General features: G+C 59.0%; 16 protein-coding genes. 6 read left to right on the top strand and 10 right to left on the bottom strand.

Annotation, left to right across the window (positions count from 1 at the left end; all coding sequences use genetic code 11):
* The first annotated feature begins 50 nt into the window (after nt 1-50).
* The gene (gene purU / locus ACB039_RS00840; protein ID WP_042650512.1) at nt 51-887 is read left to right on the top strand and encodes a formyltetrahydrofolate deformylase; all 837 of its coding nucleotides are present in this window, start codon (nt 51-53) and stop codon (nt 885-887) included.
* 64 nt (nt 888-951) lie between these two features.
* On the opposite strand, the gene ACB039_RS00835 is transcribed toward purU, so the two are convergent.
* Nucleotides 952-2,220: a DUF945 family protein gene (locus ACB039_RS00835; protein ID WP_371164933.1), complete on the bottom strand. Its 1,269-nt coding sequence runs from the start codon at nt 2,218-2,220 to the stop codon at nt 952-954.
* 107 nt (nt 2,221-2,327) lie between these two features.
* Complete coding sequence (gene cls / locus ACB039_RS00830) at nt 2,328-3,809, bottom strand: cardiolipin synthase (RefSeq protein ID WP_005326968.1); 1,482 nt, start codon at nt 3,807-3,809, stop codon at nt 2,328-2,330.
* Between the two features lie 96 nt (nt 3,810-3,905).
* Here cls and ACB039_RS00825 point away from each other — a divergent pair, with 96 nt between their 5' ends.
* On the top strand, nt 3,906-4,448 hold the full coding sequence (locus tag ACB039_RS00825) for a DUF1439 domain-containing protein (protein WP_005326967.1): 543 nt from the start codon (nt 3,906-3,908) through the stop codon (nt 4,446-4,448).
* A 4-nt stretch (nt 4,449-4,452) separates the two neighbouring features.
* Here the strand turns inward: ACB039_RS00825 and ACB039_RS00820 are convergent, their stop codons facing one another.
* Nucleotides 4,453-4,893 (bottom strand): GNAT family N-acetyltransferase, encoded by a 441-nt coding sequence (locus tag ACB039_RS00820; RefSeq protein ID WP_005326964.1) that lies wholly within the window; start codon nt 4,891-4,893, stop codon nt 4,453-4,455.
* A gap of 327 nt (nt 4,894-5,220) precedes the next feature.
* Here ACB039_RS00820 and ACB039_RS00815 point away from each other — a divergent pair, with 327 nt between their 5' ends.
* On the top strand, nt 5,221-5,955 hold the full coding sequence (locus ACB039_RS00815; protein WP_171274261.1) for a lytic transglycosylase domain-containing protein: 735 nt from the start codon (nt 5,221-5,223) through the stop codon (nt 5,953-5,955).
* A 122-nt stretch (nt 5,956-6,077) separates the two neighbouring features.
* Here the strand turns inward: ACB039_RS00815 and aqpZ are convergent, their stop codons facing one another.
* From aqpZ to ACB039_RS00800, 3 genes are all read right to left on the bottom strand, one after another.
* Nucleotides 6,078-6,764, bottom strand: a complete 687-nt coding sequence (aqpZ, locus tag ACB039_RS00810; protein WP_042650517.1) for an aquaporin Z — start codon at nt 6,762-6,764, stop codon at nt 6,078-6,080.
* Nucleotides 6,765-7,076: 312 nt separating this feature from the next.
* Nucleotides 7,077-7,598: a crossover junction endodeoxyribonuclease RuvC gene (ruvC, locus tag ACB039_RS00805; RefSeq protein ID WP_005326958.1), complete on the bottom strand. Its 522-nt coding sequence runs from the start codon at nt 7,596-7,598 to the stop codon at nt 7,077-7,079.
* A gap of 264 nt (nt 7,599-7,862) precedes the next feature.
* Entirely contained in the window at nt 7,863-8,777 is a 915-nt protein-coding gene (locus ACB039_RS00800; RefSeq protein ID WP_371164932.1) for a Gfo/Idh/MocA family protein, read from the bottom strand.
* A 171-nt stretch (nt 8,778-8,948) separates the two neighbouring features.
* Here ACB039_RS00800 and ACB039_RS00795 point away from each other — a divergent pair, with 171 nt between their 5' ends.
* The gene (locus ACB039_RS00795) at nt 8,949-9,452 is read left to right on the top strand and encodes a DinB family protein (protein ID WP_161507407.1); all 504 of its coding nucleotides are present in this window, start codon (nt 8,949-8,951) and stop codon (nt 9,450-9,452) included.
* 30 nt (nt 9,453-9,482) lie between these two features.
* Here ACB039_RS00795 and ACB039_RS00790 read toward each other — a convergent pair whose 3' ends face one another.
* Nucleotides 9,483-9,710: a hypothetical protein gene (locus ACB039_RS00790; protein ID WP_161507408.1), complete on the bottom strand. Its 228-nt coding sequence runs from the start codon at nt 9,708-9,710 to the stop codon at nt 9,483-9,485.
* 422 nt (nt 9,711-10,132) lie between these two features.
* On the opposite strand from ACB039_RS00790, the gene ACB039_RS00785 reads away from it, so the two are divergent.
* Nucleotides 10,133-11,470, top strand: a complete 1,338-nt coding sequence (locus ACB039_RS00785; protein WP_371164931.1) for an AAA family ATPase — start codon at nt 10,133-10,135, stop codon at nt 11,468-11,470.
* A 2-nt stretch (nt 11,471-11,472) separates the two neighbouring features.
* The gene (locus ACB039_RS00780; RefSeq protein ID WP_371164930.1) at nt 11,473-12,324 is read left to right on the top strand and encodes a DUF4435 domain-containing protein; all 852 of its coding nucleotides are present in this window, start codon (nt 11,473-11,475) and stop codon (nt 12,322-12,324) included.
* Between the two features lie 113 nt (nt 12,325-12,437).
* Here ACB039_RS00780 and ACB039_RS00775 read toward each other — a convergent pair whose 3' ends face one another.
* The 3 genes from ACB039_RS00775 to ACB039_RS00765 all read right to left on the bottom strand — a co-directional run bounded on the left by ACB039_RS00775 (nt 12,438) and on the right by ACB039_RS00765 (nt 19,143).
* On the bottom strand, nt 12,438-14,798 hold the full coding sequence (locus ACB039_RS00775; RefSeq protein ID WP_371164929.1) for a YgiQ family radical SAM protein: 2,361 nt from the start codon (nt 14,796-14,798) through the stop codon (nt 12,438-12,440).
* Nucleotides 14,799-14,944: 146 nt separating this feature from the next.
* Nucleotides 14,945-18,091, bottom strand: a complete 3,147-nt coding sequence (locus ACB039_RS00770) for an efflux RND transporter permease subunit (protein WP_371164928.1) — start codon at nt 18,089-18,091, stop codon at nt 14,945-14,947.
* Complete coding sequence (locus ACB039_RS00765; protein ID WP_371164927.1) at nt 18,091-19,143, bottom strand: efflux RND transporter periplasmic adaptor subunit; 1,053 nt, start codon at nt 19,141-19,143, stop codon at nt 18,091-18,093. The genes ACB039_RS00770 and ACB039_RS00765 overlap by 1 nt, the downstream gene beginning before the upstream one ends.
* Nucleotides 19,144-19,273 lie beyond the last annotated feature (130 nt).

The following is a 19,273-nucleotide window of genomic DNA, read 5'->3' as shown; positions in this document are numbered from 1 at the left end:
CAGCCTGCGCAGACTCGGGCGCCAACACCACAAACGGAATCATGACAGAGATGGAAAAGAAAATACTGCTGACCGATTGCCCCGACGCCAAGGGGCTCATCGCCAAGATCACCAACATCTGCTACAAGCACCAGCTCAACATCAACAAGAACGACGAGTTCGTGGATCACGAGAACGGCCGCTTCTTCATGCGTACCGAACTGGAGGGTCGCTTCAACGACGAGACCCTGCTGGCGGATCTCGACGACGCCCTGCCGGCAGGTGCCCAGCGCAGACTGGTCAAGGCTGGCAAGAAGCGCATCGTCATCCTGGTCACCAAGGAGACCCACTGCCTCGGCGACATCCTGATGAAGAACTATGCCGGTGCGCTGGACATGGACATAGTGGCGGTGATCGGCAACTACGACACGCTCGCAGAATTGACGGGCAAGTTCGACATCCCCTTCCATGCCGTGAGCCATGAGGATCTCAGCCGCACCGAGCATGAAGAGCAGGTACGCACCCTCATCGACGGCTACCAGCCGGATTACGTGATCCTGGCCAAGTACATGCGGGTGCTGACCCCGAGCTTCGTGGAAGCCTATCCGCGCAAGCTCATCAACATCCATCACTCCTTCCTGCCCGCCTTCATCGGTGCCCGCCCCTATCGTCAGGCCTTCGATCGCGGGGTCAAGCTGATCGGAGCCACCGCCCACTTCGTCACCGACGATCTGGATGAAGGCCCCATCATAGAGCAGGACGTGATCCACGTGGGCCATGCCTTCAGCGCCGACGACATGGCCAAGGCGGGACGGGATGTGGAGAAATCCGTGCTGAGCCGGGCCCTGGAGCTGGTGCTGAACGAACGGGTCTTCGTCTACGGCAACAAGACGGTGGTGTTCAAATAACCCTGTCCGTCGTTCGACACCCAGCAAAAAGGCTCCCGAGGGAGCCTTTTTCGTCTGCCTGCGCTTATTGAGGCAGGGGCAGACCGTTGACGGTGACCAGCCCCTTGTCGAGCTTGAGCTCGGCATTGAGGTGCGCCTGCTCCGCCTTGAGATAACCCAGGGCCGTGAACTGGGCCAGCATGGGTGCCAGCTGCGGCACCGCCTTGCCCAGTTGATCGCCGAGGCTGACATGAAGCAGCCCGGACAGGGCCTGCATCCCCTCCTCGCTCCCCATCAGTTGCTCCAGAGTGGTGGGGGCAAGCTTGGCCTCCCCTTTCAGGCTGACAGGCTCGCCGTTGAGCTGGGCACTGAAATCGGTCAGCTCCAGGGTGGCACCCCGTTGCAGCATCTTGTCCAGCGCCTGCTGGATAACCGCCTCGTCCACCCGCTGACTGCTGGCCTCCTGCAGGGTCTGATAGCCCTCCAGATCCAGCCCCTTGAGCGCCAGATCCAGACTTCCCTGAGTCACTGCCAGGCTGTCGCTCTCGTTCTCCAGATTGAGGGTCGCCACCTTCATCTGATAACGGCTGGAGAGGGTCTGGGCATCATCCCCCGCCAGTTGGGTGTTGGTGCTGACCCCCTGCAACGAGAGCTTGACGCTCTCCGGCAGTTGCAAGGAGAGGGCGGAGAGCGTCATCTCGCTGTGGGGAGAGAGCCAGATGCCGCTTATCTCGGCCATGTCGGCGCTGCCCTTGAGATCCGCCAAAGCCAGATCCATCTTGCTCTGCGCATCGTGGACCGTCATGCCCAGCCACTGGAAGACCACGTGGCCATTGCCATCGAGATCCCCGCGATAATCCCCGCTCAGGGGCAGGAAGCTGAACTCGTTGAGCCCCTCCCTGACCTTGAAGTCGCTGGCCCAGAAACGGGAGCTGTTGCTCATGGTCCAGAGGCTGCTGGCCGACTCCAGGCCAAGCTGCCACTGCTGCATGCCGAGGGCGGTGAAGACGGGGGCCAGGGTCCCGGTCGCGGTATCGAGCAGCATGTTGCTCTTGATATAGAGCGGCAGCAGGCGGCTGTTGACGAGCAGTTGCAGCTCGATGGGGTCGCTTCCCGCCATCTGGGGATCGAAACTCGCCAGCGTCTGGGGCGGCACCACTACCTTGAGCACACCATCACGGGTGAACAGGTTCTCGCTGGTGGGCAACCAGGTGATCTCGACGCCGCTCTCCTGCTTGGCCCTCACGATCTGCTCCCCCAGGATGCGGTCGAAGGCATTGCCCGTGTACCAGCAGGCGCCCAGCCCACCCACCACCAATGCCGCTCCGGCAGCCATGGCCACTGTCTTTTTCATCTGCTCTCTTACTCCTGATTTTTCTATGGCGGGTGCCTAGGCGCACTCTACGGGGAGGATGGGAACACAAGCAAGCCAGATCCCGGCTCATGACCCATTCTCGACTGTCACAGCAGGGGGCTGAACAGGTAGAAGACGTTCTCCAGCAATTTTTTGTACCAGGGGCGGGCACGCCACCTGGTCAGCGACATGGGGGTCGCCTCCAGCATGTAGCCCTGCACCAGTTGATTCATCTCGGCGACAAACAACGGGTTGTCGATGAGCAGGGTGATCTCGAAATTGAGCCAGAGGCTGCGCCTGTCGAGATTGACCGTGCCCACCAGGGCGAAGTCGTCGTCCACCAGCACGCTCTTGGTGTGCAGCAGACCGGCATCATAGCGGTAAATTTCGACCCCGGCCGCCAGCAGATCCTCCATGAAAGAGTTGCTCGCATGATTGGCCATCAGGGAGTCGTTGCGCGCCGGCAGCACCAGCTGCACCAGCACTCCCCGCGCCGCCGCCGAGGAGAGCGCCGCCGCCAGCGGGTCGTCCGGTACGAAATAGGGGGTGGTCAGCACCAGATGGTGGCGCGCCTGGTAGATGGCCAGCAGCAGGCTCTGCTGGATGCAGTCACCGCCGACGAAGGGGCCGGAGGGAATGAGCTGGGCCCGATAGTTGGTTTGCGGCCAGGCCTCGGGTTCGTGCTGCAGGCTGTCGAGCAGCCGCTCGCCGGTTTCCATCTCCCAGTCCCAGACGAAGGTGGACCACATCAGCGGCACCACGGGCCCCTGCACTCGGATCATGATGTCGACCCACTGACCAACCCCGGCATCCTGCTTGAAGAAACGGGGATCCACCATGTTCATGGAGCCGGTGTAACCGACCCTGTCGTCGATCACCACCAACTTGCGGTGCATGCGCAAGTCCTGGCGCTGGAACGGGATACGCCAGGCACCGACCGGCAGCACCTCCACCACCTTGACCCCGGCCGCGCGCAGCGATTTAGGCCAACCGGAGCGGAAAAAGGCCTTGCTGCCGATGGAGTCGAGCAACACACGACAATCCACGCCGCGCGCCGCCACCTCGACAAGGGCCTCGCACACCGCATCCACATCCCCACCGGGATGCCAGATGTAGAACTCCAGGTAGCAGGATTGGGAGGAGCCGCGGATGTCGCGCACTATCTCCTGCAAGATGGTCTCGGGCCTGTGCAGCAGCGTCATCCGGTTGCCCGAGAGCATGGGCATGGCCAGCCGCCCCTGGATCAGATCATGGAGCGGACGCGCCTTGCTGCCCACCTCGCAGCAGTGCTGGGGAAAGAGGCGGGCGAGCTGGCGGATCCAGATGGCGTAAGGGCGGTACATGGCCTGGGCGCGTTCTGCCCGTTTGCGACCGAGCCGTATCTCCCCAAACAACACATAGAAACCGACCCCGGCGAAGGGGATGGCATAAATGAGTGCCAGCCAGGCGAGGGATACCCCGATGGGGCGCCGCTTCATCACCACTCGCAGGGAGATCCCCGCCACGATCACGGTGTGAAACAACAGCAACAGCCAGCCGAGAAAGCGGGAGAACAGCAACTGAATGTCGTATTCCAGACCGTCGAGCAAGACGACTCCTTGGTGTAATGAACAAAGGGCATGGGCAGATCCCACAGGGCCAGAATGGTATGCTGTGGGGCAAACCCATTCTATCAGGTCGTTAGCATGATCCTGCAATCTATGCTGCTGAGTCTGGCCATGCTAGGTCAAGGCTCATATGACATCAATGAGCAGCAGATAAACCAGTACCTTCAATCCCAGGTACAAGTCGACAAACAGCTGGAGTTGCCCGGCATCATCAAGGCCCATGTGCAGCTCGAGCAGAGCGATGTCCAGATCGGCCGCCAGAGTCCGGATACCGCAAGAGTCTTTGGCAAGGGGCGACTCAAAATCGCCCTGCCGGATCAGACCCAGTACGATGCGCTGCTGAACATGACCTATGAGGCAAGACCCCGCTACGACAAGGCCAAGAGCGCGCTCTTCCTCGACAACATGAAGCTGATTGACTACAAGCTGGAGCCGGCGGCAGCCGAGCAGAAGTTCGGTTTCATGCTGAGAATGCTGCTGCAGAGCATGGAGAAGCGGCTGGAGACCCAGCCCGTCTACAAGCTCGACGACAAGGATCCCAACCAGGCCTGGCTCAAGGAGAATCTGCTGGGGCTGGAGCTGTCACCGGGCAAGATCCGCCTGCTGACCAAGCCCCAGTGAGGGATCAGTTGTAGGCAGTGACCATCGCCTGACGCACCAGCAGCTCGATCTGGTAACCCTGTTCGCGCTGCTGGTGATAGAGGGTATGCAGCGGTCCATCGAGTTCATGCAGGGGAAGGTGGGCAAAGCCCGCCTTGAGGTAGAAGGGTTTCTCGAAGGGCAAGGCGTGGCAGATCACGGGCTTGTCCAGCAGATCGTTGCAGGCGTGCTGCAGCAACCGGGAACCCAGCCCCAGTGACTGGTAGTGGGGCAGCAGTCGAAATCCGCACAGGTGGTAATAGTCCTGTTCGTCGCGCAGGCGCACGGCGCCCACCAGCCAATGGGCATCCCGTACCACGAAGATCCGTTCGGCCAGATCCGGCACATAGTGGGAAAACGTCGTCTCGTAATAGTCCCTGATCAGGGAAAGATCCGCGTCACAGTACTCTTCGAATCTGAGCTCCATCGCCCGCCTGCTTTTCATACCCATTTCGCTCTGGCCACCCGGCCCTCTCTTGACCCACCATCCAGCCCCACGAAGAGATCAGACCAGAGTGGAGCAACTGCAAGATAACACGCCTTTAACTTACAAAAAAGCCAATGGCCAGCTGACAGGCAGTGGTGCCCTCCACGGCCCTCTGCGAGGCTGCAGCATCCGGCTCAGGCTGCTAGTGGGCCTCTTCTTCCCGGGCTTTTCTTGCGACTCGTCACCAGGGCCCTTGTTCTGTCTCGCCACGGATGCTTTACTCAACGTGGCTAACGAGGCTTAAGGAGCAAGCCGTTGAAAGCATGGATGTTGCTGGGAGCCATTTCACTGTCCCCCCTCACTGCCTGGAGTCAGTTGCCGCCACCGGCCGAGGTGGTGGTCCTGACATCCGAGTCAATCCCGTCATCCGAGTCAATCCCGTCACCCGAGTCGATCCCGTCACCCGAGGTGGCAGAGCCCGCATCGGTCCCCGCCACTCGCCAGATCCAGGTCTACAAATCGGTGCAAAAGAACGGGGTAGTACGCTATTCCGACATGATGCCGGAGCAAGGTCATTACGAGCTGCTGCTGTTCAACGATTGCTACGCCTGCGATCCCGCCTCCAGGGTCAACTGGCGCACGACCGGCCTCTTCCTCTATGACTATGCCAGCACCATCAAGGCGGCGGCCAAGACCTACAGCGTCGACCCTGCCCTCATTCGAGCACTGATCCACGCCGAATCCGCCTTCAATCCGCTGGCGGTCTCCCGCAAGGGGGCCATGGGGCTGACCCAGCTGATGCCCGCCACCGCCCGCGAGCTAGGGGTCGGCAATGCCCTGCTGGCGGAGCAAAACATCTTCGGCGGGGTGAAGTATCTGGCGGGCCTGCTTAAGCAGTATGACGGCAACGTCGCCCTGGCCACGGCCGCCTACAACGCGGGCGCAGGCGCGGTGCAAAAGCACGGTGGTATCCCGCCCTACGCAGAGACTCGCGCCTATGTCGCACGAGTGCAACTCTTGCACCAGCGCTATAAAGAGATGCTGAGCGCCCGCGGTCTCTAGCCCTTTCCCTCTCTCAGCAGGCTGAACAATACTGCGGGCCCTTGCGGCCCGCTTTCGTGCCCATCAGAAACAAAAAAACACGCCCGAGGGCGTGCCGATACCACACGTTACTTAGCAACACATCACTCTTTCGTGGCGATCACACGATAGGCCAATGCACCCAGAATGGCACCGACGATGGGGGCGACCCAGAACAACCAGAGCTGGCTGACGGCCCAGTCACCGACAAACAGCGCCACCCCTGTGCTGCGCGCCGGGTTGACCGAGGTGTTGGTCACCGGAATGCTGATGAGGTGGATCAGGGTCAGGCACAGACCGATGGCGATCGGAGCAAAGCCCGCCGGTGCACGGCTGTCGGTGGCTCCCATGATGACGAACAGGAAGAAGCCGGTCATCACCACTTCACACACCAGCGCCGCCAGCAGGCTGTAACCGCCCGGTGAGTGCTCACCATAACCGTTGGAAGCAAAACCGGCGCTCACGTCAAACCCGGCCTGGCCGCTGGCGATCACATAGAGCACGCCACCCGCCGCGATCCCGCCAAGGACCTGGGCAACGATATAAGGCACGACGCCCGATGCCGGGAAGCGACCACCGGCCCACAGACCCAGGGTCACGGCCGGGTTCAGGTGACAGCCAGAGATGTGGCCGATGGCATAGGCCATGGTCAACACGGTCAGGCCGAACGCCAGAGCCACGCCCAGCAGACCTATCCCCACGTTCGGGAAGGCGGCAGCCAGCACGGCGCTGCCGCAACCCCCCAGCACCAGCCAGAAGGTGCCCATAAATTCAGCTGCAAATGGTTTCACTCTCATATCTCCCGATGATGATTAGAACAGGAGCCTCAAAAAGGCTCATACGGACACTGTTATTCAACAGGCGCCATATTATGGGAGTCTGATGGAGCAAGACGAAGCCGGCTTAGTTTACGAGGAATGTGTGATGAACATCACAAGTTATTGATTGAACGGGAGGTTCCCCGCCATTGCCGCACCGATTTCTCATGAGAGTCCGCCTGGGAAGTGCGACAAGTTGTGACTCAATCAGCGCTTTTGACAACAACGCACCGGGCCACGGGCTGTGCATGGTGCAATGCGCTCCGTCTCGGCCCCCACGAGGGATCAGCGATAGCGACCACGTACCGAACTGGTGGCTCGTCCCGCCATCCTGATAAGACTCTGGCGGGTATGGAAGTGACAGAGCGCCACCCCGAGGGCATCCGCCGCATCCGCCTGGGGCGTGGCCGACAGCTTGAGCAGATGGGTCACCATATGCTGCACCTGCTCCTTGGCGGCGCCGCCCGTGCCTACCACCGCCTGCTTGATCTGGGTCGCCGAGTATTCGCTCACCGGCAGCAAGGCGTTGACCGCCGCGACGATGGCGCTGCCCCTGGCCTGGCCGAGTTTCAGGGCCGAATCCGCATTGCGCGCCATGAAGACCCGCTCGATGGCGAACTCGTCCGGCTTGAACTGGGTGATGATCTCGCTCACCCCGTCATACACCTGCTTGAGGCGGGACGGCAGCTCGCCCAAGTCGGTGCGGATGCAGCCCGAGCCCAGGTATTCCGCCTTGCCCGCGACGATGCGGATGACGCCGTAGCCAGTGATCCGGGAGCCGGGGTCTATGCCCAGAATAATGCTCATGAACGGGCCACCTTGGTCGCCGCGATCGGGCGCTCATCGACACGTGGCAGGCCCGGCGCCATTTGCGAAACGTTGCTCATCACACTCTGTTGCTCTGCAGATCTTTCATGGGCGCCAAGATAGCAAACAAGCCAGCGCTTGGCTCGCGCGGCGGCGCCCTCGCCGGCTGACTGCGCAGGGATACGCCATCTTGTACAGTGGTCTGCTCATTCGTTCGCCCGTTTCAGTTCTTGCGTTCAGCATGGGAACCACGAATGACGGACGCTACTGCCTGCCCTCGGCCAGAGTGACCAGCCGCTCAGCCAGTTGATGGCTCTGCAGATAGCTCTCGACAAGCATCCCATCGGCTCTGCCCGCCTCAATCTGTTGGTACCAGTGATCCAGCATCGCAACGAAGCCCCGTTGGGCCAATACCGGCTGCCAGTCGTCCGGTGCCAGGGTCTGCAGGGTCTTGTCTCGGGCAATCGTGCCCCGGGTGCAGTTCTCGATATGCAGGGAGAGGTTGTCGCCATAGGCGTCGATGCGCTCCTCGGTGAGACCAGCGCTGCGGTTCATGCTGCCGCTCACGGCGCAGTCGCCGCTCTGCCAGGCGACGCTCACACCGGCCAGCAGCTCGGGCTGCCGGGGGCTTCGCCGCAGCACCGCATGCAGATCCCCGGTGGGCGCGCCGCCATAGCAGCAGAGGCTGTCGAGCACATGGATAAAGTCGTCAAACAGGAACGGACGCGGCAACCCCGGCAGATCGTGTCTGTGCTTCTGCCAGTGAAGTTCCGTGAGCGGCTGGGCGCGGGCATCAGCCATGGCAGGCAGATAGCGGCGGTTGAAGCCCACAAACAGCGGGCAATCCTGCGCGATGGCGAGGTTGGCGAGCGCCTCCACCTCGGCGGCGTTGTCACAGAGCGGCTTGTCCACAAAGGTGGGGATGCCCGCCCGCAGACATTGTTCGGCCAGCGCGAAATGCACCGAGGTGGCGGCGTGGATCATCACCGCATCCGGGCGGCTCCCTAGCAGCGCATCCACCTCGGTGAAGCACTCGGCGATCCGGTACTGGCGGGCCAGCTTGCCGAGCACTTGAGGACTCCGGGTACAGAGCAGCGGGGTGACTCGCTCGTCGCTGGCAATCAGCGGCAGATAGGCCTTCTGGGCGATATCACCGAGGCCAATCAGGGCAATGCGCATGGGAACTCCTTGTCATGAGTGCGATGGCACAGGGTAACATCTCACTCGCACCGGGCACATCCAATGCCCTGCACACTGGCCGGTCACCGGCCCCGTCAGGTGGGGAGTTTTCTTGCTGCCATCGGCTGGCTAAGATGCCCTCTTCCTGCGCTGACCCCATCAAGGAAGACCATGAGCCATTCGACCCTTCACTCTCTGTTTCGCTACAAGGCCTGGGCCGATGGCGAACTGCTGGATGCCCTCGCCCCCCTGGACCCGCAGCTACATCCCGAGGCGCACCACAATGCCCTTCGCATCTTCAACCATATCCATGTGGTCGATGCCATCTTCAAGGCCAATCTGCTGGGGGAACGGCACGGCTTCAGTGCCACCAATACTCCGGAGACGCCGACCCTGGCAGCGCTGCGCACTGCCATCGGCACACTGGATGCCTGGTATCTGGATTACGTTGCCGGCCTGAGCCAGGCAGATGGCGAGGCCGTGCTCTCGTTCAACTTCGTGGATGGCGACAAGGGGCAGATGAGCCGCGCCGAGATGCTGCTGCATCTGGTGACCCACGGCGGCTATCACCGAGGGGCTATCGGGCGCATTCTGGTTCAATGCGGCATTACGCCACCGCGCGATACCCTGACCACTTTTTTGCACCGCAGTGAACCGGAACGGCGGGGCGGCTAAACGACAAACGAGGGCGGCCCATGTTGCCCTCTATTTTGTGGATTTGGCCTGCTCTCTGGTATCGAGCCACTTGCCGATTCGGGCCCCCAGCTCGGAGCAGATAAGGGCGCTGACCATGGCCCCTATCATCCGGTTCATATCAGAGATCTCTTTTGATTCCAGAAGCAGGGGCGCTATCAGGTTAAAGGCTATTAGCCCCATCACCAGCCCAAGCCCGCTACCAATCTTCTCTCTGCGGGATCGCGTTTTTATCGCCATCTGCTGCTCACTCCTGTTCGGGAATACCCGCTGCAAAATATTCAGGAGAGAGGCCGTTATGCCTCTCCTACCTTTTCGTCAGCCGCCAAGATAGCAAAGCCACCGCCACCTGACTGCTTTTGGTTGCATGTGGTGATGTACTTTGATGACGCAGTTCAAAAAACACTAAATTTCTGATGGTTATGTCAGCTCCAATGCTCGCACAGGCGGCTTCGTTTGGCTTAGCATGGTCATTCAGAACCTGTTGAGCTGCGATGGGTTGCTGCCAGCGCGGGTCAAGGGAGCCTATTGGAAGCTGTAATCCACGGGCGGTAGCGTGGGATTCGGAGGCGTTATGCCTTGCTCGGAAAGATGGGGGTCCCAGATTTCCATGCCCCAGACTTTTATAGATGTTATACATTCACAACAATAAAGGATTAGACATGAAGCTTTTAGCTTTTCATGCTACAAATGTTTATGGCTATATGAATTTCGATGTGAAATTTAACTCAGATGTGAATTTTTTAGTTGGGAGTAATGGCTCTGGTAAGAGTACGATAATAAAACTAATTCAGGCATTATTAAAGCCAAACGTTAAAGATTTAATTTGTGTTCCGTTTGAAAAAGTCAAATTATCATATACTGACAAAGGTGAGATATTTTCAATTCTGGGGACAAAAGATAAATTAAGCCTCAATATTAATCATTCCTATTTTGGAAGTGAAAAATCAGTTTCCATTCCATTGCCACCTGAGGATAAATACGAAGATGGGTTTGATTTTGATGATAATACTATATCTCACATAGAACGAGACTTTTATAGCTCCCCTATTATTAAAAAAATAAAAAGCCTAAATATACCTGTTTTTTTAGGACTGGATAGAAAAACTTCTTTTTATGAAGACACTGAGTCAGAAATAAATAGAAAAAATATTTACTTCAAAAGACAATTTATATCATCAGGCCGAAAAAGAGCCATAAATGGTAGTTTGAGTGCAGCCTTACAGTCCACAGAGATCCTCATACAAGAGGCTTACCGGAGGATCCGTGAAGTAGAGGAAAGGCAAGATATGCAACTTAGAGATAATATATTGAAATCATCCTTTAAGTTCACAAAGTTTGATGTTGAAGATTTTCAATCTCCGGACATTACATGGCAATCAAGATCGCATATCTTAGAGCGAAGAGAAGAAATAGTTCGCGCAATCAAAAAAATTGGGAACACTAATAAAGCATTATTATCTGACATTGATAATTTCTTTGATAATCTAACCTCACTTTTTGAAGAGTTACGCAAAAATGAATCAAAGGGATTATCTGTAGAATGGTTCTTGAATAAAGTACAGATAGATAGGATATCTAGTTTAGTCGATGTCATTGATGAATATAATGAAAAGATTGGAAAAATGTATGCCCCTATCAGCAAATTTCTGTCAACAGTAAATGAGTTTTATAAAGACTCAAGGAAAAAGATTGAAATAAATGCGGTAGGGCAATTAGTAATCATCAGACCTGACAATAAAAAAAGTTCCATTGATATTTTATCTTCTGGCGAACGACAGCTATTAGTTATAATTGCTAACGTAATGCTCAATAGGTATGCGAACACTAGTGGTGTTATTGTAATAGACGAACCAGAGATTTCGTTACACTTGAAGTGGCAAGAGCTTTTCTCTGAAACTATTCTCTCCGTAAGTCCAAATACTCAGTTTATTCTTGCAACTCACTCCCCAGATATTGTTGGTGAATTGACAGATAAGTGTAAGAGCATCAGAGGTTGATGATGGAAAGAAGCACTGCTGCAAGAAAAGCTCGCTCTGTTTTTTTTGAACACCGAAACACAATAGATATATATGTTGAAGATACCGCTCTTGGTTACAAAAAAATATTCAAAGGTTTACTTAATCGAGCTTTAAACAGTAAATATTTAATTAACGACGTTTTTCCATTAGGTGGCCGCAATGCAGTAATCAACGAGTGGGAAAAAGATACTAATAAAAGAGATCGCCCAAGACTATATATAGTAGATGGTGACTTGCATCTCATGAATGGGAACTTAGCAAGAGCAGAGGGGTTGTATTCGCTTCCATTCTACTGCATAGAGAATATTTTAATATGTGAACATGCGCTAACTCAATTAATGGTAGAAGAAGATCCAGAACGAGAATATGATGAACTTAAAAAAATATTAGATTTTCCCACTTGGGTTAAAGATAATCAGCCATTATTGAATTTGTTCGTTTTTTACGCTATTTGTTTCAAGCATTGCCCTGAGATAAAAACTGTTTCGTGCAAGTTAAAAGATTTTATTTCAAGTGATAGTGGAGTAGTTGATGAACTAAAAATAAAAAATAAAATAAATGAACTCCAAGGTCATATAACGAATAAAATAGGTGAAGAGTCATTCAAACAGGAAATTGAACTCTACCATCAGGTAATAGAAAATAATAATTCACTCACAAAATTTGTATCTGCCAAAGACTACTTATTACCACTATTATTTCTTCGCATAAGGAAGAACATAAAGACTACTGCACAAAACTTAAATTTAAAATATAGAGCATCTCTATATTGCGATATCAGCCAAATTTCAGATATCGATGATTATATTCTATCCGATAAAGTAAATACCTAAAGAACTATCTTATAAGTTAGATAAGAACACAGCGATTTAAAAATCTACTACGGAAATAAAAAGGCGACCATATGGTCGCCCTTTTTATTTCTATCGTTTTCTAATCAGGAATATCACCGAGCCGGTCGCTTGGCAGCCCCGCCTTTGGCCGCAGGCTTGCCGCCCTGAGTGACGGGTTTGGCGCCCGGCTTGGCGGAGCCAGCACGGGTCGGCGCCTTGCCCTTATGGGCGGGTTTGCCAGCTGGTTTACCTTGACCTGCCCCTTGCGCCGCGGGTTTGCCGTTGCCGGCCCCTTTGCTGAGCTGGGAGCCTACTGGCTTGCCATTGCCCGCCTTGCCGCCAGCAGCCTTGCTGTCCGCCCCATTGCTGCGCTGATGGGTGATGGCGCTGTGGCGGGTCAAGGCAGGCTTGAGGCCCTTGTTGCGGCTGCGCTCGGCCTTGGCCTCGCCGCGACCTTCCGGCGGCACCAGGCAGTCGGGGCCGTTGCCGATCAGGTGGCCCTTGCCCATTTCCAGCAGGGCTTCGCGGATCATCGGCCAGCCGGCCGGATCGTGGTAGCGCAGCAGCGCCTTGTGCAGGCGGCGGCGACGCTCCCCTTTCACCACGAACACGTCCCCGCCCTGGCGGCTCACCTTGTTGAGCGGGTTTTTCTCGGTGTAATACATGGTGGTGGCGTTCGCGAGCGGCGACGGATAGAAGTTCTGCACCTGATCCAGCTTGAAGCGGTTGGTCTTGACCCAGAGCGCCATATTCACCATATCTTCGTCGGTCGTCCCCGGGTGGGCGGAGATGAAGTAGGGGATCAGGTACTGCTGCTTGCCCGCCTCTTTGGAATACTTGTCGAACAGCTCCTTGAAGCTGTAGTAGCTGCCCATGCCCGGCTTCATCATCTTGGAGAGCGGGCCCTCTTCGGTGTGCTCGGGCGCGATCTTGAGGTAGCCGCCGACGTGGTACTTGGCCAGCTCCTTGATGTAGCGCGGATCTTCCACCGCGATGTCGTAACGCACCCCGGAGGCGATCAGTATCTTCTTGATCCCCTTCACATCCCGCGCCTTGCGGTAGAGGTTGATGGTCGGGGTATGGTCGGTGTCCATGTGCGGGCAGATGGTGGGCCAGACGCAGGAAGCGCGGCGACAGGTCTGCTCGGCCTTGGGGCTCTTGCAGCGTAAGCGGTACATGTTGGCGGTGGGGCCGCCGAGATCCGAGATGACGCCGGTAAAGCCCGGCACCTTGTCGCGGATCTCTTCGATTTCCTTGATGATCGACTCTTCCGAGCGGCTCTGGATGATGCGTCCCTCGTGCTCGGTGATGGAGCAGAAGGAGCAGCCGCCGAAGCAGCCACGCATGATGTTGACCGAGGTCTTGATCATCTCGTAGGCCGGGATCTTCTCGTTGCCATAGGCCGGGTGCGGCACCCGCTGGTACGGCAGGCCGAACACGCCGTCCATCTCGTCGGTCTCGAGCGGGAAGGCGGGCGGGTTGACCCAGATGATGCGATCGCCGTGGGCCTGCGAGAGCGCGCGAGCGCAGCCCGGGTTGGTCTCGTGGTGCAGGATGCGCGACGCATGGGCGTAGAGCACCTTGTCTTCCTTCACCCGCTCGAACGCCGGCAGCTTGACGTAGGTCTTCTCCCAGGGTTTCTGCTTGGGCGGCTGCACCAGCACGGGCTTGGCCTCCTGCGCAGCCGGCGCGGTGCCTTCGTCGTCAGAGCAGGGCGCCCCTTCCATATAGGGGTTCATGATGGGATCGATGCGGCCAATCTGATCCAGCTTGCTCGAATCCACCCCGCGCCAGCCCGGCAGCGGCTCACGGCGGATGACGGCGGTGCCACGAATGTCCTGCATGGTGTCGATGGTCTCGCCACCCGCGATGCGGTGCGCCACCTCGATAAGCGGCCGCTCGGCGTTGCCGTAGATGAGGATGTCAGCCTTGGCGTCCAGCAGGATGGAGCGGCGGATGGTCTCGGACCAGTAGTCGTAGTGGGCGATACGGCGTAAGGAAGCCTCGATGCCACCGATCACCACAGGCACCTCTTTATAGGCTTCTTTGCAGCGCTGGGTATAGACCAGAGTGGCGCGATCCGGCCGCTTGCCGCCCACGTCGCCCGGGGTGTAGGCGTCGTCGTGGCGCAGCTTCTTGTCGGAGGTATAGCGGTTGATCATGGAGTCCATGTTGCCCGCGGTCACCCCGTAGAAGAGGTTGGGCTTGCCCAGGCGCATAAAGTCATCCTTCGATGACCAGTCCGGCTGGGCGATGATGCCGACCCGAAAGCCCTGGGATTCCAGCATGCGGCCTATGACCGCCATGCCGAAACTCGGGTGATCCACGTAGGCGTCACCGGTCACCAGGACTATGTCGCAGCTGTCCCAGCCGAGCTTGTCCATCTCCGCTCTGGACATGGGCAGGAAGGGCGCCGTGCCGTAGCACTCGGCCCAGTAGCGGGGATAGGAGAAAAGGTGGGTAACCGGCTGCATTTTGAACACCTGGAACAATTCGGGTCGCGCATTATACCGGCAGAGACAGGCGGGGGCGATGGCTTTTTGGCCCCACAATTCGCAGGGTAAGCGCGGGGTAAAGGCGAACCAGCCTGCGTAGGTGGCTCGCCTTTACGGAAGAAGGATCAGGCGGCCGGTTTGTCCCTCGTATTAGACGCGGCCTCCGGCGCCGGGGGGGCGCTGACGACATCAACCGCCAGCGCCTCGTCCACCAGCAGATCCCGCGCCCCCGTCATCCCCGCCCGTCTGGCCAGCAGGTGATAGATGGCGGGCACGATCAGCAGGGTGACCAGGGTCGCGAGCGACAACCCGAAGAAGACCACTGTGCCCACGGCCATCCGGCTCTCATACCCCGCCCCCATGGAGACCATCAGCGGCACCGCGCCTATGATGGCGGTCAGCGAGGTCATCAGGATGGGCCGCAGCCGACGCACCGAGCCTGCGATGATGGCCTCCTCGAAGGATTCCCCCCGCTGGCGCAACTGGTTGATGAACTCCACGATGAGGATGCCGTTCTTGGTCACCATGCCGATCAGCATGATCATCCCTATCTGGCTGTAGATGCTGAGCTCCTGTCCCGTCAGCCAGAGGCCAAGCAGGCCGCCGAAGATGCCGAGCGGCACCGTCACCATCACCACGGCCGGGGTCAGCAGGCTCTCGAACTGGGCCACCAGCACCAGATAGACCACCAGCAGGGCGAGGCCGAACACCATCACCATCTCCCCCTGGTTGTCGCGATAATCCTTGGACTCACCGGCGTAATCCACCGTCATGCCGGTGGGCAGGTGATCCGCGGCCCAGCCATCGAGGAAGTCGAGCGCCTCCCCCAGGGTGTGGCCGGGGGCCACGTCCGCGGTCAGGGCAATCGCCTTCTGACGCTGGTAGTGGTTGAGCCGCTGCGGGCTCGCCACCTGGGTGACGGTCGCCAGGGTGGAGAGGCTCACCATCTCGCCGCTGGCGGCCCTGAGATAGATGCGGCTCACATCCGAGATGCCGTTGAACTGGGCCTGGTTGGCCCTCAGGTAGACGTCATACTCCTCGCCTCTGTCCACATAGGTGGTCTGGCTGACGCCGCCGAGCAGGGCCTGCAGGGAGCTCGCCACGGTGGAGACCGGAATGCCGAGTTGGCTGGCCCGCTCCCGCTCTATGGTCACCTGCAGCTCCGGGGTCTTCTCGGCGTAGTCGAGATCCGGGGTCAGCATCAGCCCGCTCTGGCCGGCGGCCTGCTGCAGTGCCAATCCTTGCTGATAGAGCTCCCCATAGTCGGAGCCCTGCAGCACGAACTGCACGGCGGCGGTGGAGCCTCCCCTGAATCCGGGCTGGAAGGTGCGGATCATCACATCTGGAATGCCGGCCAGCCGCCCGCTCAAGCTGCGGCCAAAGTCGGTGGCGGTCTCGTCCCGCACCGCCCAGTCGGTGAGCTGGATGATGACCATCCCGGTCTGATCGCCGCCGCGCCCGAAGGCCGGGGTGCTGAAACTCATGGCCTGCACCACCCCCTTGCCGAGCAGCGGCATGATGGCTGCCTCCACCTGCTGCATGTTGCGCTTCATCCGCTCGATACTGGTGCCCTCGGCCCCTTTCACGAACACATAGATGACACCACGGTCTTCGGTCGGGGTCAGGCTCGCGGGCAGCTTGCCAAACAGGGCGCCGATGCCGCCGAGGCAGAGCAGCAGCACCAGCGGCATCCAGACGGAGCGGCGCAGCACGGCGCCCAGCAGGCGGCGGTACTGTGTCTCCACCCGGCCAAGGCCCCGATCCAGTAGCGCGGTCAGGGCATTGGGCTTGTCGACGGCACGCATCAGCCAGGAGCCCATGGCCGGGGTCAGGGTGAGCGCCACCAGGGAGGAGAAGAGCACCGCCAGGGAGAGCAAAATGGCAAATTCGGTAAAGAGCCGTCCGACCATGCCATCCATGAAGGCGATGGGCACGAACACCATCACCAGCACCGCCGTAGTGGCCACCACGGCAAAGCCCACCTCACGGGTACCGTGCCAGGCCGCCATCAGGGGGGATTCGCCCTGCTGCAGGTGGTGGTGGATGTTCTCCACCACCACGATGGCGTCATCCACCACCAGACCGATGGCGAGGATGAGCGCCAGCAGGGTGATGAGGTTGATGGAGAACCCCAGATACCAGGCGCCGATGAAGGCGGAGATAAGCGACACCGGTACCGTGATGGCCGGGATCAGCGTGGTGCGCCCCTGGCCGAGGAAGAGGTAGAGCACGGCAACCACCAGCACGGCGCAGATGGCGAGCGTCTCGTACACCTCGTCGATGGCCTGCTTGATGAAGACGGTGGAGTCGTAGTCCACCTCGAGCTGGGCCCCTTCCGGCAGGAAGCGCTGCATCTCGGTCATCTTGCGCTCTATGCCCTGGGCCACCGCCAGCGGGTTGGCGGTGGATTGCGCGACTATGCCTATCCCCAGGCTCTCGCGGCCGTTGCGCTGATAGGCGCTGTCTTCGTTCTTGGCCCCCACCTCCACGTCGGCGATGTCCGCCAGGTAGATGCTTTGGCCATTGGTGGCGGTCTTCACCGGCAGGGCACGAAAATCCTCGGCGCTATGGTAGAGACGGGCGATCTGCACCGCCATGGTCATGCTGTTGTTGCGGATCTCCCCCCCGGGCAGCTCGATGTTCTCCCGCTCGAGGGCATCCTGCACGTCGGCGACCGTGATGGCGCGGGCCGCCATGTCGGCGGGGCGCAGCCTGACATACATCACCTGGGTCAGATCGCCGGAGAGGGACACCTCGCTCACCCCGTCCACCAGGCTTAAGGAGTCGACCAGCATGCGGTTGGCATAGTCGGTCATGGCGGTGCGGTCCATCTGGGTGCTGCTGAAGTTGAGCCAGATCGCCACGTCACCGTTGCCGTTGTCCTTGGTGACCATGGGCTCGTCCGCCTCGTCCGGGAGCCTCGGCCGGGCGCGGGAGATGGCGTCGCGCACGTCCGAGGTGCCCTCCAGCATGTTCCAGCCGAGCTTGAACTCCACCGTGATGGAGGAGCGCCCCTTGCGGGTCACCGAGTTGATGTTCTTGATGCCGCTGATGCCGGAGAGCTGATCCTCGATGGGCTTGGTGACCTGGCTCTCCATCACCTCGGGGGCGGCCCCCTCATAGGTGGTGGTGATGGAGACGGACGGCGTCTGCACGTCCGGCATCTCCCGCACCGTCAGCTTGGCGAAGGCCACCAGGCCGAACACGGTGAGCAGGGCACTGATGACGACCGCCACCAGGGGGCGGCGCACAGACATATCGGAGAGCCACATCAGCCTTTCACCTCGGTCAGATCACGAACCAGGGCACCGTCACGCAGGTTGACCAGCCCCTCCACCGCGATGCGATCGCCGACGTTCAGCCCCTTGATGACCCAGACGGCCTCGCCGTGGGTATCGCCCAGTTCCACCGGGATGCGCTTCACCCGGCCGTCCGCCTCGAGACGGTAGACGAAGCGAAGCTCCCCCGCATACTCCACCGACTGGGCGGGGATCAGGGTCATCTTCTGGGCAGGCAGGGAAAGATCCACGTTCATCAGCATACCGGGCCGTAGCTGGCCGTCGGGGTTGGGAAGGATGACCCGCGCCTTGATGTTCTGGGTTTCGTTGGAGATGCGACTGTCGAGCGTCTCCAGCACGCCAGAGAAGGCTTGATCCGGCCAGGCCGAGCTGGTGGCCGTCACTGTCATGCCGGGTTTGAGGAGGGAGAGGTAGCGCTCGGGTACCGCCAGATCGAGCCGCAATCTGGCCAGTTCGTCCAGATGAAGCAGTACGTCACCGCTGTTGACCAGGGCCCCTTCGCTGAGATCGATCAGGCTGACGGTGCCGTCGAAAGGGGCCGCCAGGGTGCGCAGCGACAGCTCATAGCGCGCCGCATCGACCCGGGCCTGGGCCTGGGCCACGGTCGCCTTCTGCCCTTCCAGCTCGGAGGTGGTGATGGCACCGCGCGCCACCAGCCGGCGCATGTCCCGCAGCTTGCGGCTCTCGTCGCGCACGCTGGCGCTCTGCTCGGCGAGTTCCGCCTGCTGCTTGCCCGCATCCAGGGCGATCAGGGTCTGTCCCTGCTTGACCTGCTGACCGGAGCGCACCGCAATCCTGACGATGCGGCCGGTCACCTCGGGACTGACCACCACGGAGCGATTGGCCGCCAGCTTGCTGACCAGCTTGATGGAGGGCTCTGCCAGGCTCTGCCTGACCGTTTCCGCCCGGATGTTGACCTGCCTTGGGGCAGGTTTGCTGGCAGGTTCGGCCTGCCGAAGCGTCCAGGCGCCGGCCCCCAGCAGCAGGAGAAGGGGGACAAGCCACAGCCATATGCGCATTTTCATCAGACAATCCATGCAAGGTAAGAGAGAAGGAGAAGAGGAAACTTCATCAATGATGGCACCATGTTACCCCCTGACTATGCCGTGACTATGTATAAATGTGACAAAACGTAACAGCCCGGCGGGAAGATCA

Source organism: Aeromonas sp. S2(2024) (genome assembly GCF_041402505.1).
GTDB lineage: Bacteria > Pseudomonadota > Gammaproteobacteria > Enterobacterales > Aeromonadaceae > Aeromonas > Aeromonas media.
The sequence above is the reverse complement of the archived record's forward strand: the minus strand, read 5'-3'. Positions and strand labels throughout refer to the sequence as shown.

What these genes read in the sequence shown, in the direction of transcription:
- ACB039_RS00815 (WP_171274261.1), top strand. Translation starts at nt 5,221, where the DNA reads ATGTTGCTGGGAGCCATTTCACTGTCCCCCCTCACTGCCTGGAGTCAG.
- ACB039_RS00780 (WP_371164930.1), top strand. Translation starts at nt 11,473, where the DNA reads ATGGAAAGAAGCACTGCTGCAAGAAAAGCTCGCTCTGTTTTTTTTGAA.
- ruvC (WP_005326958.1), bottom strand. Translation starts at nt 7,598, where the DNA reads ATGAGCATTATTCTGGGCATAGACCCCGGCTCCCGGATCACTGGCTAC.
- purU (WP_042650512.1), top strand. Translation starts at nt 51, where the DNA reads ATGGAAAAGAAAATACTGCTGACCGATTGCCCCGACGCCAAGGGGCTC.
- ACB039_RS00800 (WP_371164932.1), bottom strand. Translation starts at nt 8,777, where the DNA reads ATGCGCATTGCCCTGATTGGCCTCGGTGATATCGCCCAGAAGGCCTAT.
- ACB039_RS00765 (WP_371164927.1), bottom strand. Translation starts at nt 19,143, where the DNA reads ATGAAAATGCGCATATGGCTGTGGCTTGTCCCCCTTCTCCTGCTGCTG.
- ACB039_RS00785 (WP_371164931.1), top strand. Translation starts at nt 10,133, where the DNA reads ATGAAGCTTTTAGCTTTTCATGCTACAAATGTTTATGGCTATATGAAT.
- ACB039_RS00835 (WP_371164933.1), bottom strand. Translation starts at nt 2,220, where the DNA reads ATGAAAAAGACAGTGGCCATGGCTGCCGGAGCGGCATTGGTGGTGGGT.
- ACB039_RS00795 (WP_161507407.1), top strand. Translation starts at nt 8,949, where the DNA reads ATGAGCCATTCGACCCTTCACTCTCTGTTTCGCTACAAGGCCTGGGCC.
- ACB039_RS00790 (WP_161507408.1), bottom strand. Translation starts at nt 9,710, where the DNA reads ATGGCGATAAAAACGCGATCCCGCAGAGAGAAGATTGGTAGCGGGCTT.
- ACB039_RS00770 (WP_371164928.1), bottom strand. Translation starts at nt 18,091, where the DNA reads ATGTGGCTCTCCGATATGTCTGTGCGCCGCCCCCTGGTGGCGGTCGTC.
- ACB039_RS00825 (WP_005326967.1), top strand. Translation starts at nt 3,906, where the DNA reads ATGATCCTGCAATCTATGCTGCTGAGTCTGGCCATGCTAGGTCAAGGC.
- ACB039_RS00820 (WP_005326964.1), bottom strand. Translation starts at nt 4,893, where the DNA reads ATGGAGCTCAGATTCGAAGAGTACTGTGACGCGGATCTTTCCCTGATC.
- ACB039_RS00775 (WP_371164929.1), bottom strand. Translation starts at nt 14,798, where the DNA reads ATGCAGCCGGTTACCCACCTTTTCTCCTATCCCCGCTACTGGGCCGAG.